Annotated in this window: 16 protein-coding genes; 8 read left to right on the top strand and 8 right to left on the bottom strand. The window is 39.5% G+C overall.

Annotated features, from left to right (window positions below; genetic code table 11):
- Window positions 1–2: 2 nt before the first annotated feature.
- Window positions 3–395 carry a RidA family protein gene (locus tag HWV03_RS07475; RefSeq protein ID WP_370629420.1) on the bottom strand — a complete coding sequence of 131 codons (393 nt, stop codon included), beginning with the start codon at window positions 393–395 and terminating at the stop codon, window positions 3–5.
- A 154-nt stretch (window positions 396–549) separates the two neighbouring features.
- Between HWV03_RS07475 and HWV03_RS07470 the strand changes: the two genes are divergently transcribed.
- The gene (locus HWV03_RS07470) at window positions 550–1,443 is read left to right on the top strand and encodes a LysR family transcriptional regulator (protein ID WP_211674756.1); all 894 of its coding nucleotides are present in this window, start codon (window positions 550–552) and stop codon (window positions 1,441–1,443) included.
- Between the two features lie 524 nt (window positions 1,444–1,967).
- On the opposite strand, the gene HWV03_RS07465 is transcribed toward HWV03_RS07470, so the two are convergent.
- Both HWV03_RS07465 and HWV03_RS07460 read right to left on the bottom strand, forming a co-directional pair.
- Window positions 1,968–2,432: an NfeD family protein gene (locus tag HWV03_RS07465; protein ID WP_211679143.1), complete on the bottom strand. Its 465-nt coding sequence runs from the start codon at window positions 2,430–2,432 to the stop codon at window positions 1,968–1,970.
- A 34-nt stretch (window positions 2,433–2,466) separates the two neighbouring features.
- On the bottom strand, window positions 2,467–3,441 hold the full coding sequence (locus HWV03_RS07460; RefSeq protein WP_211679142.1) for an SPFH domain-containing protein: 975 nt from the start codon (window positions 3,439–3,441) through the stop codon (window positions 2,467–2,469).
- Window positions 3,442–3,835: 394 nt separating this feature from the next.
- Here HWV03_RS07460 and HWV03_RS07455 point away from each other — a divergent pair, with 394 nt between their 5' ends.
- The 4 genes from HWV03_RS07455 (at window position 3,836) to HWV03_RS07440 (ending at window position 8,154) form a co-directional block, all read left to right on the top strand.
- The gene (locus tag HWV03_RS07455; protein WP_211679141.1) at window positions 3,836–4,762 is read left to right on the top strand and encodes an acyltransferase; all 927 of its coding nucleotides are present in this window, start codon (window positions 3,836–3,838) and stop codon (window positions 4,760–4,762) included.
- 286 nt (window positions 4,763–5,048) lie between these two features.
- The gene (locus HWV03_RS07450) at window positions 5,049–6,029 is read left to right on the top strand and encodes a tripartite tricarboxylate transporter substrate binding protein (protein WP_211679140.1); all 981 of its coding nucleotides are present in this window, start codon (window positions 5,049–5,051) and stop codon (window positions 6,027–6,029) included.
- 75 nt (window positions 6,030–6,104) lie between these two features.
- Window positions 6,105–6,608, top strand: coding sequence for a tripartite tricarboxylate transporter TctB family protein (locus HWV03_RS07445; RefSeq protein ID WP_211679139.1), 504 nt, complete (start codon window positions 6,105–6,107; stop codon window positions 6,606–6,608).
- Window positions 6,609–6,618: 10 nt separating this feature from the next.
- Window positions 6,619–8,154 (top strand): tripartite tricarboxylate transporter permease, encoded by a 1,536-nt coding sequence (locus HWV03_RS07440; protein WP_211679138.1) that lies wholly within the window; start codon window positions 6,619–6,621, stop codon window positions 8,152–8,154.
- An 80-nt stretch (window positions 8,155–8,234) separates the two neighbouring features.
- Here the strand turns inward: HWV03_RS07440 and HWV03_RS07435 are convergent, their stop codons facing one another.
- Window positions 8,235–8,924, bottom strand: a complete 690-nt coding sequence (locus tag HWV03_RS07435; RefSeq protein ID WP_045110978.1) for a response regulator — start codon at window positions 8,922–8,924, stop codon at window positions 8,235–8,237.
- Window positions 8,911–10,569, bottom strand: a complete 1,659-nt coding sequence (locus tag HWV03_RS07430; protein WP_255547113.1) for an ATP-binding protein — start codon at window positions 10,567–10,569, stop codon at window positions 8,911–8,913. Before HWV03_RS07430 ends, HWV03_RS07435 begins: the two co-directional genes overlap by 14 nt.
- A gap of 316 nt (window positions 10,570–10,885) precedes the next feature.
- On the opposite strand from HWV03_RS07430, the gene tpx reads away from it, so the two are divergent.
- Window positions 10,886–11,383, top strand: coding sequence for a thiol peroxidase (tpx, locus tag HWV03_RS07425; protein ID WP_211679137.1), 498 nt, complete (start codon window positions 10,886–10,888; stop codon window positions 11,381–11,383).
- 277 nt (window positions 11,384–11,660) lie between these two features.
- Window positions 11,661–13,190 carry a methyl-accepting chemotaxis protein gene (locus HWV03_RS07420; RefSeq protein ID WP_211679136.1) on the top strand — a complete coding sequence of 510 codons (1,530 nt, stop codon included), beginning with the start codon at window positions 11,661–11,663 and terminating at the stop codon, window positions 13,188–13,190.
- A gap of 5 nt (window positions 13,191–13,195) precedes the next feature.
- On the opposite strand, the gene HWV03_RS07415 is transcribed toward HWV03_RS07420, so the two are convergent.
- The 3 genes from HWV03_RS07415 to HWV03_RS07405 form a co-directional block, all read right to left on the bottom strand.
- Window positions 13,196–14,407 (bottom strand): cation:proton antiporter, encoded by a 1,212-nt coding sequence (locus HWV03_RS07415; protein ID WP_211679135.1) that lies wholly within the window; start codon window positions 14,405–14,407, stop codon window positions 13,196–13,198.
- A 15-nt stretch (window positions 14,408–14,422) separates the two neighbouring features.
- The gene (locus HWV03_RS07410; RefSeq protein WP_211679134.1) at window positions 14,423–14,764 is read right to left on the bottom strand and encodes a DUF4144 family protein; all 342 of its coding nucleotides are present in this window, start codon (window positions 14,762–14,764) and stop codon (window positions 14,423–14,425) included.
- Between the two features lie 219 nt (window positions 14,765–14,983).
- Complete coding sequence (locus HWV03_RS07405) at window positions 14,984–16,081, bottom strand: RNA-guided endonuclease TnpB family protein (protein ID WP_211679133.1); 1,098 nt, start codon at window positions 16,079–16,081, stop codon at window positions 14,984–14,986.
- Window positions 16,082–16,328: 247 nt separating this feature from the next.
- Here HWV03_RS07405 and HWV03_RS07400 point away from each other — a divergent pair, with 247 nt between their 5' ends.
- Window positions 16,329–17,009, top strand: coding sequence for a 2OG-Fe(II) oxygenase (locus HWV03_RS07400; protein ID WP_211679132.1), 681 nt, complete (start codon window positions 16,329–16,331; stop codon window positions 17,007–17,009).
- The last annotated feature ends 57 nt before the right edge of the window (window positions 17,010–17,066 follow it).

Here is a 17,066-nt window from a genome sequence, read left to right as displayed (position 1 = left end):
CATTATAGTTCGGCGTTGACCGCGGCGTAGACAACGAGTTCCACCAGCATTTCTTCACGGGCGAGTCCGGCTACTACGATTGCGGCACGATTTGGATAAGGGGCCTTAAAATATTCGGCATATACTTTATTCACGGTTGCAAGGTATTCGCGGTCAGTTACGTAGATTAAAACTTGCAGCACAGAATTAAGTGATTCACCTGCACACTCTAAAGTATGAACCAGGTTATCGAGGGTTCGACGTGTTTGAGCCTCAATACCGCCGTCAACTACAACGCCAGTTTGATCAATAGGGATTTGCGCAGTATATAAGGTGCCATTATTGACAATAGCCCATTCAAGGGGAGCCTTAGACGCAAATAATTCAGTTTGTACAGGGTAACTTTGAGTTTTCATGTTCACATCCACTTTGTAACAACTTTGTTTCAATGTTGTGAATACTGCCATTTGACTCTTGATAAATCTAACGGTAAATTCTGTTCGTTTGATAAGAAAAATTTATCACCCTGAAAAAGTGTGATCACGAATATGTTTATAGGGCATTAAAGATATGGATATTAAAATACAACAGTTGAGACATTTTGTTTTAGTCGTCGAAGAAGGTGGATTTCGCGCAGCATCAAATAGAGCAAACCGTTCTCAGGCTGCACTGTCGACCTCAATCAAAGAACTTGAACGTACTTTAGAACAACCACTTTTTGAATCAGGTAATAAATCAACTCTCACGCCTTTTGGTCAAATTTGCTTACCAAAAATCACGCAATTTCTGTATATTTACAAGACATTAAATAACGATCTACACGCTGCCGCAGCAGGCCAGCAGGGACGTGTTCGCATTGCCAGCGTACCATCAGTTGCAGCAAAATTAATCCCCAACGTGCTGGGCCGGTTTTGTAAGGAATACCCCAATGTCGAAGTCAGTTTAATTGATGATAACGCCGCAGGTGTCGAAGCAAGATTGCTTTCTGGTGAGGTTGATTTAGCGCTGGGAAACTGTGCCAACTTAGATTCTGAAGCTATTGATTTTACACCGCTGATTTCAGATCCAATCGGCGTAGTCTGCTTAAAGGATAATCCGATAGCGAGTAAAATTAATGGTGTTGAATGGCGAGCACTATTGGACCAAGCATTTATTCATAATGGCACCTGCAGGCTGCTAGAGCCAACTCCAGCAAGGGTTCTCATTGAGAAGGCGCTTTATTCAGTAGAAAATATAACTTCTTTATTTTCAGTATTAAAACTTGGCATTGGTATAACCACACTACCTAAATTGGCATTCCCAAACAATGAAACCGATTTAGTCTGGCTACCACTCATCGATCCGTCTTTAGAGCGAAAAATTGGTATTTTTAGACTTGCAGAGCATACAATTTCACCCCAAGCACAATCATTTTATAAATTATGTATTGAACACCTCATCTGCTCCGATGAGCATAACAGCTGATAAACCCATGGAGTATTTACCCTATTATTAAGACGCTCTCACAATCCCGATGTGACCAACGGTGAACTATCACAGTGTACTTTAGCCAATGCATCGTCCCACATGAGTCCGAAATCATAAAGAGCGTCTGAACGACTTCTAAAACGAGTATCAGCCATGAACATTATATTTTGGGTTACATAATCTCTGATACAAATTAAATAACCACAGTCCTCTTTTATACTAACAGCACCAAATATATATTCGTGATTACTGATTAATGTACAAATGATATGGACAAATTCTTTTCTGTGTATTCCTTTCATCCCTATTGCCACCTAAGTTCTATTACCTAATATTGCAACTCTGAGTATACATACTCAACTATAGGTAAAAAATAGCGTTACCACAGAATTTTTTCTATAAAAAAGCCCTCTCACATTGTTCATTAAAAACATGCGATAAGGGCTATATATCATATAGATTAGTTTACTTAACCTAGTAATTTAATGTCTAAATTATGTCTTACTTAATCTGCTTAATGTCTACTCGATAATTAAAACAGTGCCATCCACTGCGACAATTTTAACTCGTTGACCTACCTCTCTGGTTTCAACAGTCGAAGACTCACTTAAACGTGCATTCCAGTTAATACCAGAATGGCGAACTTTGCCACCATTGATAGTGACAGCTTCACTTACAGGTACCATTTGACCGATCATGTCGCTACTCGTATCTTGTACAAGCTTATCTCCCTGAAAGTGCTTCAGTGGTTTCCATAAAAGCAGCGCACTAATCGCTGTTAATAGTCCCACAGACAGAACTTCAAGCTCCCACCCTGCAATCACGCCCAAGTTAACCAATAAGCCAGTCGCGAGGCAACCAAGACTGAAAAACAACAGCGGACCACTTAAACCAATCACACCCAGTTCAACGACTAACGTAATCGCACCAATAACATAAAGCAATTGATCATGATTATTTTGTAAGTAGTCGATTAATGTATCCATTTCTTAAACTCCATTCAATGGGTAACCAAGCATATTATTCAGACAGTTTTAATGCACTTGATACAGCAATCGCTTGCGCGACGGTATTACCTATATTCTCGCTGGTTTTACCATCCGTTAATATGACCGAACCTTCGGCTGCAATGGCTTTGTGTGCCGCAATCGCATCTTGGGCAAGCGTTAAACGTACAGCTTGCTGCCCTTCACTGGTTATTGCCGCAGCACCGACTACATTTAGCGCAGCAGAATCGGCATCCGCGACCAATCTAATTGCTTCTGCTTTACCTGCCGCTTCCAAAATTTGTGACTCTTTACTCGCTTGAGCAGCTAATACCAGCTCTGCTTTTGCGGCTTCAGCATCGAGAACCCTTGCTTGTTTCAAGCCTTCAGCTTTGGTAATCGCTGCGGTTTTAACACCTTCAGCAGTCAGGATAACGGAACGTTTTTCACGCTCTGCCGTCATCTGCTTTTCCATGTCTTCTTTGATAGAAGTGGGAGGCGTAATGTCTTTAATCTCATAACGCGTAACCTGAACACCCCAAGGTTGGGTCGCATCCGTCATTGCAGCCAAAATACTCGCATTAATATTATCGCGATTTTGGAAACATTGATCGAGTTCCATCGAACCAATTGCATTACGCATTGTCGTTGTAGCTAACTGAATAACCGCTAATTTATAGTCAGTAATATTATTCGTTGCAGCAGATGCATCAACCACTTTCATAAACAAAATGCCATCAATTTCTAATGAAATATTGTCTTTGGTGATCGCGAGTTGTGAAGATATGTCTAATGATTGCTCTTTTAAGTTACGATCTGCAGCAACCCTCTGTACAAACGGAACGATAAAATTAAGACCCGCTTGTAATGTGCCGCTATAGCGCCCAAACGTATAAATAACATAACCTCTATTTTGCGGAACAAAGAGTATGCCTCTTTGAATTGTGAATATGACCACAACTGAGATCCAAAGCCAGGGAGTTAATAGTATATCAATTAGAGTTTCCATAAATGTATATCCTTAGTATTTGATGTTGCTTTGCAACCATTATTCATTATTGTGCGAAACGAATGGCGGTATTGAAATGCAGAGTTGATAATACCTATGTTTAAGTATTGTTTATCTAAACAATACCTTATTGTAGCCACCTCAAATAGTAAAAAAACTTATAAATGGCAACTAAAGTCTAACTTTATATCTATATTTAGATACATAGCCATAATTACCCTCGAAAATAAGAGCAAGAGCACTCGTATTCTTAAATTTAGGGCTTAACTGATCCGATGTTTCGTGAAATAGGTAATTTTGAGCGCAAACGAACATTTATATATTGAGACCTGACGCTTCGGGCAGTAATATAAGCACTTATTTGAAAGTATGTATTTAATGTGTAGGAAATATTATGTCATTTATACGAGGCTGTTTAGCTTTTACCTTTTGGGTTATAAATTTATTGTTTTGGGCCACTCCCATCATGATTTTAAGCCCAATCAAATTATTACCGATTAAAATAATACAAACTCTATGCTCTTCACTATTAGTGTGTTGTGCAAGCAGTTGGATTCGAGTCAATGTAATAATTGAGCGCCTTATTCATCCTGTGAATATTCATCTACACAGCAAAGACATCGAACTGTCTGAAAAAGAATGGTATATGGTATTGGCTAACCACCAATCTTGGGTTGATATCCTGATCTTACAGCGCGTATTAAATAAAAAAATTCCATTCTTAAAATTCTTCTTAAAGAAAGAGCTTATATTTGTGCCTTTCTTAGGTATCGCTTGGTGGGCGTTAGACTTTCCTTTTATGCGCCGTTACAGCACGACACAACTAAAGAAAAATCCGAAGTTGCGCGGTAAAGATATTGAAGTAACACGTAAGGCGTGTGCTAAATTCAAATCAAGCCCTGTGAGTGTGATGAATTTTGTTGAAGGTACTCGCCTGACCACAGAAAAACATAACAAACAAAATTCACCGTTTAAACATCTATTAAAACCAAAAGCAGGTGGATTGGCGTTTGCACTCTCTGCATTAGGCGATCATATTCACAAAATTGTTGATGTCGCCATTTATTATCCAGGTCAAACCCCCACCTTTTGGCAATACTTGTGTGGTGAAGTGAAAGATGTACATGTACATATTCGCGTCTCAGATATTGATGACAAGATGCGCGGCGATTACCAAAAAGACCGAGCATTTAAAATTGGTTTTCAACAGCACTTGAACCAAATTTGGATAGAAAAAGACGCCATTCTAGAAACAATGGCGCAAAGTGACTCTACAGTAACAGATAAAAATAAAGCAGTAGAAATCAATACAACGAGTTAATTCTGTTCGCTATAGGTCATAAACCTGCCGTTTCATAACGACATAAAGCCGCCTTTTTTTATTCATCGAAATAAATTAGGCGGCTTTTTATTACCTTCTTTTTTAATTTAAAGTCCATCGTGAACTTTATGAACAAAATAGCCACAACGCCGTTAATTGCCATTATTTACAGTTTCCATCCCGTCACAACGTTACCGATAACACTAGCGTAACATTGCACATTATTAACGTTAACCATTAAACCTATAACGTTAACTATTAACAATAAATAAAAGGAATGGAAACCATGCTAAAGCAATTTAGAAAGCGTGTCGCCTCATCACTTATCGTGGCAAGTATTGCAACACTCTCATCTGCCGCTTGGGCGGCTGATATAGAAAAACTACACTTTATTGTCCCTGGTGGTGCAGGCGGTGGCTGGGATATGACAGCTCGAGGTACAGGTGATGTATTAATGAAAGCGGACCTAGTTGAAAAAGTATCTTTCCAAAACCTATCTGGTGGCGGAGGTGGTAAAGCGATTGCTCATATGATTGAAACCGCAGATCGTCAGCAAGATACGTTGATGGTTAACTCAACACCGATTGTGATCCGTTCATTAACAGGGATCTTTCCGCAGTCATTTCGAGATTTAACACCTGTTGCAACGACCATTGCCGATTATGGTGCAATTGTTGTCGCCGCAGATTCGAAATACCAAAACTGGCAACAAGTTGTCGCTGACTTTAAAGAAAACCCACGAAAAGTAAAAATTGCTGGCGGCTCAGCTCGCGGTAGCATGGATCATCTTATTGTAGCAGCAGCCTTTAAAGGCGAAGGTTTTGATGCCCGTAAAGTACGTTATATTGCTTATGACGCAGGCGGTAAAGCCATGGCTGCCGTGCTATCTGGCGAAACACCATTATTATCAACCGGTTTAGGCGAAGTACTGGAAATGTCGAGAAGTGGTCAAGTACGTATTCTCGCTATTACTTCACCAGAACGTTTAGCCGCAGCGCCAAATGTACCGACTCTTACCGAGATGGGTAACAACACTGTGTTTGCTAACTGGCGTGGTTTCTTTGCTTCACCGGGTATCAGTGAAGAAAAGGTTGCTCTGTGGAACAAAGTACTAAGTAAAATGTACAAAACCGACGAATGGGCAACCGTTCGCGATCGTAATGGCTGGATTGATAACTATAAAGCAGATAAAGACTTCTATGCATTCTTAGAGCAACAAGAACAACAAATGGGTAGTTTGATGCGTGAATTAGGCTTCCTAAAATAATCTAATTCATCCTCATCATACAGCCACAGCAATACATTATGTTTCGCTGTGGCTTTCTTTTTAATTGGAGCCCCTATGCAATCAACCCCTTTATCATTATTAAACCGAGATCGGGTGAGTGGATTAATATTTCTGCTTGTCTGTTTAATTTACGGTTACCAAACCACCCAAATTCAGCTTTTCCCTGGCGATGAATATGAAGCCTTTACTGCGCGTACTTTACCCTATTTATTAACAGCCGCCGGGATTATCATGTCGCTGCTACTAATTGTGATGTCACCAGTTACACCCAGTAATAAGAACGCTTGCGAGCAACAAACCGCAAACGAAAGTCGCTTAGATTGGCGCTTACTCACCTCATTTATTATTTTAATGACCGCGTATGGCGTAGGCTTAACTTGGCTCGGATTCGTATTAGCCACCAGCTTATTCTTACTAATTGGATTTTGGCTACTTGGCGAACGTCGAAAATCGGTCTTGCTTGGTGCTTCCTTTCCTTTTGTAACGCTATTTTGGTTACTTCTTACCAAAGTTCTGGATATTTATCTTGAACCTGGTTACCTTTTTTTAAGCTTGTAGGAAGATAATTATGTTAGATGGAATTTTAGCAGGCTTATCCACAGCAATCATGCCAACCAACTTAATGATGGTCATGGTCGGTTGTTTTGTTGGTACTTTTATTGGTATGTTGCCCGGTCTTGGTCCTATTTCAGCAATTGCCCTGATGATCCCGATTACCTATGGTTTAGACCCATCGTCAGGTATGATCTTAATGGCCGGTGTTTATTACGGTGCAATTTTTGGTGGTTCAACCTCATCAATTCTAATCAATGCTCCTGGTTGCTCTTCAACTGTGGTCACCGCATTTGATGGTTACCCAATGGCGAAAAAAGGCCAAGCGGGTAAAGCGCTAGCACTTGCTGCATATGCCTCATTTACTGGCGGTACCTTATCCGCAATTATGCTATTAATCGCGGCTCCCGCCTTAGCAAAAGTGTCATTAAGTTTTCAATCATCTGATTATTTTTCACTTATGCTCGTCGGTTTGTCTGCCGTAGCCGCCTTTGCCGGTAAAGGCCAGGTGCTAAAAGCCTGGATGATGACTATTTTAGGTTTAATGTTATCAACAGTCGGTATCGATAAAGGGATTGGCGTTGAGCGTTTCACCTTTGGTTTAACTGACCTAATGGATGGTTTTAGTTTCTTATTATTAGCTATGGCAACCTTTGCCCTCGGTGAGATTTTATTCAGTATTTTAAAACCAGACCCTGATACGTCATCAGAAGAGAACAGTGCTTTAGCTGAAATAGGCAGCATGAAAGTGACAAAGGAAGAAATAAAAGAAGTTGCCCCAGTGGCAATTCGATCTTCGATTCTCGGATTTTTTGTCGGGGTATTACCAGGCGCAGGCGCGACGATTGCTGCTTTCTTAAGTTACGGTTTAGAGCGTAATCTAGCACCAAAAGATAAACGCGATGAATTTGGTAAAGGCAGTATCCGTGGTTTAGTGGCGCCAGAATCCGCTAACAATGCCGCATCAAGTGGTTCGTTTGTACCGCTATTAACCTTAGGTATTCCAGGATCTGGGACAACAGCTATTATGCTAGGTGCATTGATATCTTATGGTGTTCAACCTGGTCCACGCTTGTTTGTCGATAACCCTGAAATATTCTGGTCGGTGATCATCTCTATGTACTTCGGTAACGTTGTTTTGATGGTCTTGAATCTACCGCTAATCCCGTATATTTCAAAACTATTAGCCGTGCCAAGAACCGTATTACTGCCGATGATCATTTTCTTCTCAATCACGGGGGTGTATCTGGTTTCATTTAATACTGTTGATGTATTTGTTATGATCATAATAGCAGTAATCGCGATATTTTTAAGGTTAGCGACTTTCCCATTAGCCCCGTTATTACTCGGTTTCATTCTTGGTGGATTAATGGAAGAAAACCTACGCCGTTCATTGATGCTCAGCGATGGTGAGTTAAACTTCTTATGGGAACGCCCTATCACCTTAACGTTCACCGTCATATCAGCGTTAGTACTTGTGACTCCAATACTATTAACGGCATTTAATCGTTATCGTGTTAACAAGGCGAGGTCAGCAGAAGGTTGTCGTTAAATTCGTTTCTAATCGTTCGTTTTTATAAAAGCAGCGCTTGATGCGCTGTTTTTTTCATATAAAGAGTTTTGGCTAAAAAGCTATCGAGCTTGTTTCCGATAGGTTCTTTCTGGACGTCCTACCGTACCATAATTCAAATCAGCCACTAGCTCACCAGTACTAATCAGATGCTCTAAATAACGTCTTGCCGTTGTCCGACTTGCTCCAATAAATACCCCTGCATTATCCGCGGTGATATCTTTATGTTCAGTAAACAAACCACGTACTTTATCCAAAGTCACACTATCAATACCTTTCGGTAATCGGGATGAAACAGAGCTTTTCACACTCACCGAGATCATTGAATCAACGACGCGCTGATCTAAATCATCTAAAATACCAAATTGATTTTTCTGCTTTAAGTACTTATATAATGACTCTTCTAAGCGTGCAAATATAACGGGTTTTAAAATATAATCAACAACGCCACCACGCATAGCCGCTTGTAGCGTCTCAGCATCACGGTCTGCTGTAATTAGAATCACATCACATTCGTGTTGCTGTTGGCGCAAGTCACGAAGAATATCTAAGCCGTTACCATCCGGTAAATAAACATCCAGCAGAATTAAATCTGGAGTTAACACCTCAAGTAAGGTTTCAGCTTCAGTTTTCGTGGTTGCGATACCAATGACACTTAAGCCCTCTATTTTCATCAAATTTCGGCGGTGGATCTCAGCGATACCCACATCATCTTCAATGATTAACACTTTAATCGCATTAGTTGATGTCATTCGTAATATCCTTATTCGTATATTTTTTTGGTAAATACACCGTCATTCTTGTTCCTTCATTATCTATACTTTTCATCATTAGCTGCCCATAATATTGACTAATGATTTGATCAACAAGGTGCAGTCCCACGCCTCGGTTACTTTTCGATTTGCTTGATACGCCTTGTTTAATTAATTCTTTTTGTGCTATACCTTCTGGTAAACCACAACCGTTATCTTCCACTTCAATGATTATCTCATTGCCAAAATCAGAAATGCTCACTGATACTTTTCTCTCTGATTTTATCGTATTGCTACTGATACAAGCATCAAAGCCATTATCAATAAAGTTACCTAAAATTGTTACAATATCTTCGGCACGAATATGTTCAGGTAAGGTTAACAGCTGTGACCCTTCATCAATCTCTAATAATAACCCTAGCTCCCTAGCCCTTTCACTTTTACCTAACAATACGCCTGCGATCATAGGTTCGTGAATTGCTTCACGTAAGAATTGAATTAAATGTTGATAACGTGCAGTTTCTTGCCCTATCAAGTTTAATACGTCTTCATTTTTACCCAAATGAATAAGGCCGCTAATGGTGTTTAATTTATTACTATGTTCATGCGTTTGCGAGCGTAACAAATCGGAATATTCACGCACCTGTGATAGTTGTTTAGTAAGTTCTGTAATTTCATCTTTAAGACGGAAACTTGATACAGCTCCAACAACCCGTTCATCAACAACAAGCACCAACCTATTCGCCACAATCGCTTGGCCTTTAATCATCATCTCAACATTATATTCGCTGACTTTACTGGTTAAAATTTCCGTTAGATTGTTATCAGGTAATACTTCATCCATTTTGCGGTGCAATACATCCTTGGCCTTCACTTTAAAAATATCGCATGCACTGCGGTTGATTGAGCGTAAGTAACCATTCGCATCAATACTCACAACACCTTCTTTGATAGTACTAAGCGTTACTTCTAGCTCCATATATAAGCGGCCGAACTCTTCGGGCTCAAAGCCAAATATCGCATTCTGAAATTTCTTTGCCGTAAAATTAGAGATTAATGCATTAGTAAACACAACCAACACGACCATAAAAAGAAGGAATACGAGGAAGTGTTCGGCTTTATTTTCGATACTTGTGACTAAATAACCAACAGATACCACACCGACAATGTTTCCATTGGTATCGATAATTGGGGTTTTACCACGCACGGAACGACCTAACGACCCTTCAGCAACTGACACATAAGATAAGCCTTCTTTTAATGCTTTATCATTATCTTCGCCCTGCATTTTATGGCCGAGGCGATTAGCGATAGGATGTGCATAACGTAAACTGTTTTTATCACCGATCACAATAAATGTAGCATTAATAGATGAGCGTAATAATTCAACTTTGTCTCTGATTAATTCAGGGTTCTTCGCCTCAATCGCCTCAATAACAGAAGGTGACGCGGCTAAAAACTTAGCAATACCGAGTGCTTTATCTCCACTTTCCTGCTCTTCCCAATGCTTCAAATAAGCAAAACCTGCAATCGACAAGATCAATAATTTAATCACACCAGACAAGGTCATAATGAGTAGTAGGCGATGCCTAAAACTCAACTTCTGCCAATTAAACAATACGTTACTTTTCGTTAATGCAATCATGCAAGAAAAACCGACGGTAAAGGAAACATAATGATAACATTAATCCATTTTTATAACTCAAAATTAGCATAAACCGCACTTAAGCCCCCCCGCTCACAGAAATATAATCAAGTTTACAATAACTTAATCGTTATCCCCCACCTCCCCCTCAATATAAATATTAAATAAAAATTAAATATTTATATTTAACAACACCTTCCGTTAACATATTTATAAAACATGATACTTTGGTACAACCAGTTAATTTATAGCATTAATTTTGTTTCAACTATGCTATAAATCTATCACTCTAACTCAAAAGTATTAAAGGAAAATTATGTCTACAGTTACATTTCAAGGTAATTCAGTTAGTCTTTCAGGTTCATTTGCTGAAAAAGGAACGCAAGCACCGAACTTCACATTATGTGGTGCAGATCTAGCAGACATTACGCTACAAGATTTTGCGGGTAAGAACGTTATCTTAAATATCTTCCCTAGTATCGATACGCCAGTATGTGCGACAAGTGTACGAACTTTTAATATTGAAGCTGCAAGTAAAGAAAATACCGTTGTACTATGTATTTCTGCAGATCTACCATTTGCGACAGGCCGTTTTTGCGAAGTAGAGGGTATTAAAGATGTTAAAATTGCATCTTTCTTCCGTGCTCCAACATTTACAGAAGATTATGGCGTTAATATCAACGAAGGCGCATTAGCTGGTTTAGCGAGTCGTGCAGTTGTTTGTTTAAACACAGAAGGCCTTGTTGTACATAGTGAATTAGTCAGTGAAATTACTGATGAACCGGACTATGCAGCAGCGTTAGCAGCATTATAAGTAAGTAGCACGAGTTAAAATAGCATTGAGCAATTCATAATGTGCTCAATGCTTATTCTGTCCTCCCCCATCAGATCAGACTATAAACCTTTAGCAAAAACCTCATTATCAATACTTCTAAGCGCTAATATCTAATAAGAAAAAGTTAAGTAAACTTAATAAATTTACTTAATTTAACGTCTTCCCCCCTACGATTCATAAATTTAAGGTATCATACCTACAAATAGGAAGACGTAAATAAGATGCGTTTTAATCATAATTTAAGGATAAATAAGTAATGAACAAAAGAAACGCTCAAGTCATTAATGAAGAAGTTTCATTTGATGTACAAGATGAATTAGTTTCTACCACAGATACCCGAGGTGTCATTACTTATGCCAATCCCACCTTCTGTCATATTGCGGGTTTTGAACTCGATGAATTAGTCGGTAAAAACCACAATGTCGTGCGTCATCCAGATATGCCAGCCGCCGCATTTAAAGATCTTTGGACAAATTTACAAGCGGAAAAACCGTGGCGTGGCGCAGTAAAAAACCGCTGTAAAGATGGCCGCTATTATTGGGTTGATGCCTTTGTAACACCAATTCACGAACAAGGTAAATTAGTGGGTTATCAGTCTGTACGTAGAAAATTAGCGCACAAAGATAAGCTCACCGCTGAACAGGCTTATAACAAAATTAATAACGGAAAAAGTTTATTTCAGTGGTACCAGCGTCCACTCTTAAAACCTTTGTCTTTCTTTATGATCAGCGCATTGATCGTATTCGCGAGTCAAGATATACCTTACCTCAGTATATTATTAGCATTGCTGCCTTTTATTATTTTCCATAATGAACTGATTACAGTACCGCGTTATTTTGCTATCTTAAAGCTAAATTATGACAGTGTTTCTCGTTATGTATTCTCTGGATTAAAGCCACAAAGTATTGTCGATTTCCAATTAAAAATGGAAGAAGGTAAGATCAAAACTATTTTAGGTCGTGTTGTAGATAGTAGTCGCTCACTTGAAACAGGGGCTGATAACCTCACATCTGCAGTCCACAGAGCGAAAGAAGGTGTTGAACAAGAAACACTTGAGTTACATCAGGTCGCAACAGCTGTCACTGAAATGTCCTCTACAATCTCAGAAGTCTCTCAAAATACCTTATTAACATCGCAAAAAGTGCAAATAGCTCATCATGATTGTGAAAGTGCAACGCAAGCGATGTCAGATACAATGACCCAAGTCGGTAAACTCGCCATTGATGTAGCAGAGTCAGCGACATCGGCCAGTATGCTGTCAGAAGAAGCCAAAAAGATTAGCACTATCATGTTAGAAATTAGAGGTATTGCCGACCAAACAAATCTGCTTGCATTAAATGCAGCAATTGAGGCTGCGCGTGCGGGTGAACATGGCCGTGGTTTCTCTGTTGTGGCCGATGAGGTCAGAGCACTGTCGACACGGAGCCATAATGCCACTGAGCAGATCCAAACCTCAATTAACGAAATTCAACAAACGCTTGAACAGTGGTCAATAACAATGCAGCAAGGTAAAGAGTCTGCCGAGCTGTGTGTCAATGAATCTAAACGTACACAGTCGATGATGCAAAATGTCTATGGGGCGATCACAGATATTTCAGACCTGGCAATACAAATATCCACAGCCTCAGAAGAACAAAATATGGTGTCGCAAGAAATCAGTCGCAATATCGTCAATATCAGTGATGCATCACAACACAACCTACAACAAACAGAGTTAGTTGAACGTGAAGCAGCCGATATTAACAATAACTCTAAATCACTGGCTGCCTTAGGACTAACCTTTTAAGCTGATTAAGGCCTATCTCGATGACTTTTACCGTATAGATTTGAAAAAGGCTGTGCGGTAAAGCCATGAGCAAAAATGCTCATGAGGATAGTAAGCGTCACAACAGCGTAAACAATATCAAAACCACCAATATCACCGACGTTATGCGCCACAATCAACACATATAAAATAGAAGCAATTCCACGCGGTCCAAACCAAGCAATAAACACACAGCTTGCAAAGTCCAAATTTGTACCTATTAATGAAATCATCACAGGCAACATACGTAATACCGTCAGGCTCAATAATGCATAGATAACCACGTTCACGCTAATATCATGTAATGTTAATGGTACAAACGCTAAACCAAACAAAAAGAAGCTAATAAGAATAAATAACTCCCCTTCGCTTTCTGCAAACTCTTCAATATGTGCTCGCGCTTGTTTACTGGTATTGCCAATATATAAACCCGCAAAAAAAGCAGCAATAAAACCATTACCTAATAATGCTTCGGCAAGATAGAATCCGAGAATGGCAAGGGCTATGGGGATCAAGTTTTGATAGCTTTCTTCAATCCAGTTATGTTCGATTGCTTTATTCAATAATCTAGCACCAAGATAACCGACTATACCGCCAACCAACATACCAAAGACGATTTGTTCAGCTACATACCAAATCCAGCTATAGTCATTAGCTTTGGTTAGCCCACTGGTTATCAATGCGACCACGGTTAATACAATGGGAAAAACAATGCCGTCATTTAAGCCACTTTCAACATTAATACTCGAACGGATCATGTTAGGTACTTTCGGATCTGACACTACAGCTTTACCTAAGGCAGCATCCGTAGGCGTAAGCAGTAACGCCAATAGGAGCATATAAATAATCGGTTGGTCTGGGAACAACCATACCGCTACAGCAGTGCCTGCAATAATTGTCAAAGGTAGGCCAATAAAGAGTAATCGTGCCGGTATATGCCATGAACGTCGCAGTAATTTCAGATCTAACAATGCTGCATCACTAAACAACACCAGTACTAACGCGATTTCCACCAGCACAGTGACAAATTCGGTATCCACTTCAACAGCTGTAATGCCTAAACCAAACGGCGAGCAGATAAGCCCCAATACAGTGAATATCATAGGGCCTGATATATCAAATTGGGCTAGCTTTTTGGATATAAAACCATAAAACAACACGATTAAGGCAATAATCAAAATAACGACATGTTCATCCATGACTAAAACTCCGAGCTAAAGTAAATTGATTTCTTTCACCATTGCCATCACTTGCTGATACGTTTTGGCATTTAGCTTTGCAGAGCAGCAATAATTTTCAATCACCGCATACTTACGAATCAACTCGACAAATTCAGGCACTAATATTTGAGAACCCAAAGAAACAAACATGTCTGTATCCGAAGGAGATGACGCAGCAGGAAGTGAAAATAAAGCACCACTCGCATCGATTAATCGATCTTCTGATTCATAATTAGGCTGGCATAAATCAGGATCATTCTCCCACTCAGTTAACGACTCAACATAAATAAGTTCATCTTCACCGTGATATTTGATCACAGCAGGCCACTTTACCATTTGGGTACTCCTATCGTTTACTATTAGCCCACTGTAGCAGCTTGTTATTAATGTTTCAGTTTTGAAGCTCCCCTACCTCGCTTCGCGCCCGACAAGTCGGGGAAGGAAGGGGATTCTTGTCGTCAACGGCTTAAGCATTGCAATATTAAATTGCGTTAGTCTTCCAAAACCTCTTACAAAGCGTTTAACGTGTCGGTACTACCTACCGCCACAAATGACTTAAGCGGCTAGCCTTAACCCTTCTCTGTGGATATTGATAGCCGCATTTTCGTCCCTGTCGTGTACTGCTCCGCACTTGCAAGTCCAATTTCTAATCTTTAAAGACCACTTGCCAGAATACAGCAACCCGCACTCATTGCACATTTTACTTGACGGAAACCACTGGCTAATAGCTGATACTTTACGCCCGTACCAATCCGCTTTATATTCTAATTGTCTTACTATTTCACCGAAATTAGCATCGTGGATATGTTTAGATAGCTTACGGTTCTTAACCATATTTTTGACCTTCAACGACTCGATGCCTATCACTTGGTTTTCGTTTATAAGTGTCGACGTCATTTTATGGGTAAAGTCTTTACGGCAATTGGCTATCTTTTCGTGAATCTTAGCAAGGGCCAATTTTTGTTTATTGAAGTTATTAGAGCCTTTCTTCTTTTTGGCTAATTTGCGTGATGCCTTGGCGAGTTTCTTCGCGTATTTATTGGTTAATCGTGGGTTATTGAACTTTGTTCCATCCGAACAAATCGCTAAGTCTTTAATACCGACATCAACACCGACGGTCTTGTTCACGACTGGTAGCTGCTTAACATCTTCTTTTACAAGCATTGATACAAAATATTTACCTGATTTTGTCTTCGATACCGTTAATGAACTGGGTGTGCCAGTAAATGTACGTGACCATTTAATCTTTAATGCTTGCTTCATCTTGGCGAGTGTTAACGATTGCTTGTCCGCGCTCCATTTGAAGCCGTTACTCATATAGCTAGCAGATTGATTACCGTGTTTATGTTTAAACTTAGGGTAACCAAAACCTGATTTAAAAAATGACTTAAAGCCTTTATCGAGATGCTTTAGTGATTGTTGCAATGGCACGCTAGAAACATCTTTCAGCCATATAAAATCGGGATTCTTTTTTAGTTGAGTGAGGTTTTTACTCCAATCGTTATAATTGGTTTTATTACCCAATTCGTATTGCGCTTTAGAGAAGCCAAGCGCTGAATTGTAAGCGAAACGAACACAACCAAATGTATGAGCAAGTATTGTTACCTGCTCATTGTTTGGGTAGAACCTGTATTTATACGCAATAAGTTTCAATTTCCAGCACCTACATGACTGTATTTATATACAGCACTAAGTTCTAAACGTAGACTCTATGTGAAAATATGTCAATATTAATAACAAAACAAAGTGCTTATTGCTACGCAATAATGACTTACATCACCGCCCTAAAGGACAGTGCTTTTCGTCAAAGGTGATAAAATTCAAATACTTAAGCTTAGCACTCACACTAGCAAAGCGAATATTATCTTTAATCATACTTATGTGCATTAAACTGAGTATAATGGCCTATCATTTACTTGTATATTATACAAATGTGGAAACAACCCAGTTACGAGCAAAGAATAATTTTCGCACCACCATCGATACTATTTTAGATAATATCCATGAGCATGGTTATGCTGTTATCGAAGATGCACTTCCAGAAGGCATTATTGAAAAGTTACTAACTGATTGCCTTGAAAACCAACCCGAATTTAAAGCCGCTGGCATTGGTCGTCAGCAAGACTCACAATTAAACACTCAGATCCGCAAAGATAAAACCTTATGGTTAACGGGTGAAAGTCCTGCCCAAGCTGATTTTATGGCGCTAATGAGCGACCTTAGATTGGAAGTTAATCGTAACTTTTTCTTAGGCTTATTTGATTATGAATGTCATTACGCGAAATATGAAATTGGTGATTTTTATAAAAAACACCTAGATGCGTTTAAAGGTAAATCAAACCGTGTCTTTACCACTGTCTGTTACCTGAACACCCCCGGTGTTGGTGGTGAATTACTCATCTATGCACAAGATTCAAATGATGTGATCGCACGCGTTGCCCCCAAAACAGGTACCTTGGTGGTATTTGAAAGTGAACGTTTTCCGCATGAAGTACTTGCCGCTGAATCAACACGCTATTCAATTGCGGGTTGGTTTAGAATGAACAATTCAATTGCTGGCACGATAGATCCAACGTCATAAAAACAAAAAGACGAGTGATATTGCGATCTCTCGTCTTTTTTATCTACCAGGCAGGTT

The organism is Moritella sp. 36, assembly GCF_018219415.1.
Classification (GTDB): Bacteria; Pseudomonadota; Gammaproteobacteria; order Enterobacterales; family Moritellaceae; genus Moritella.
The sequence above is the reverse complement of the archived record's forward strand: the minus strand, read 5'-3'. Positions and strand labels throughout refer to the sequence as shown.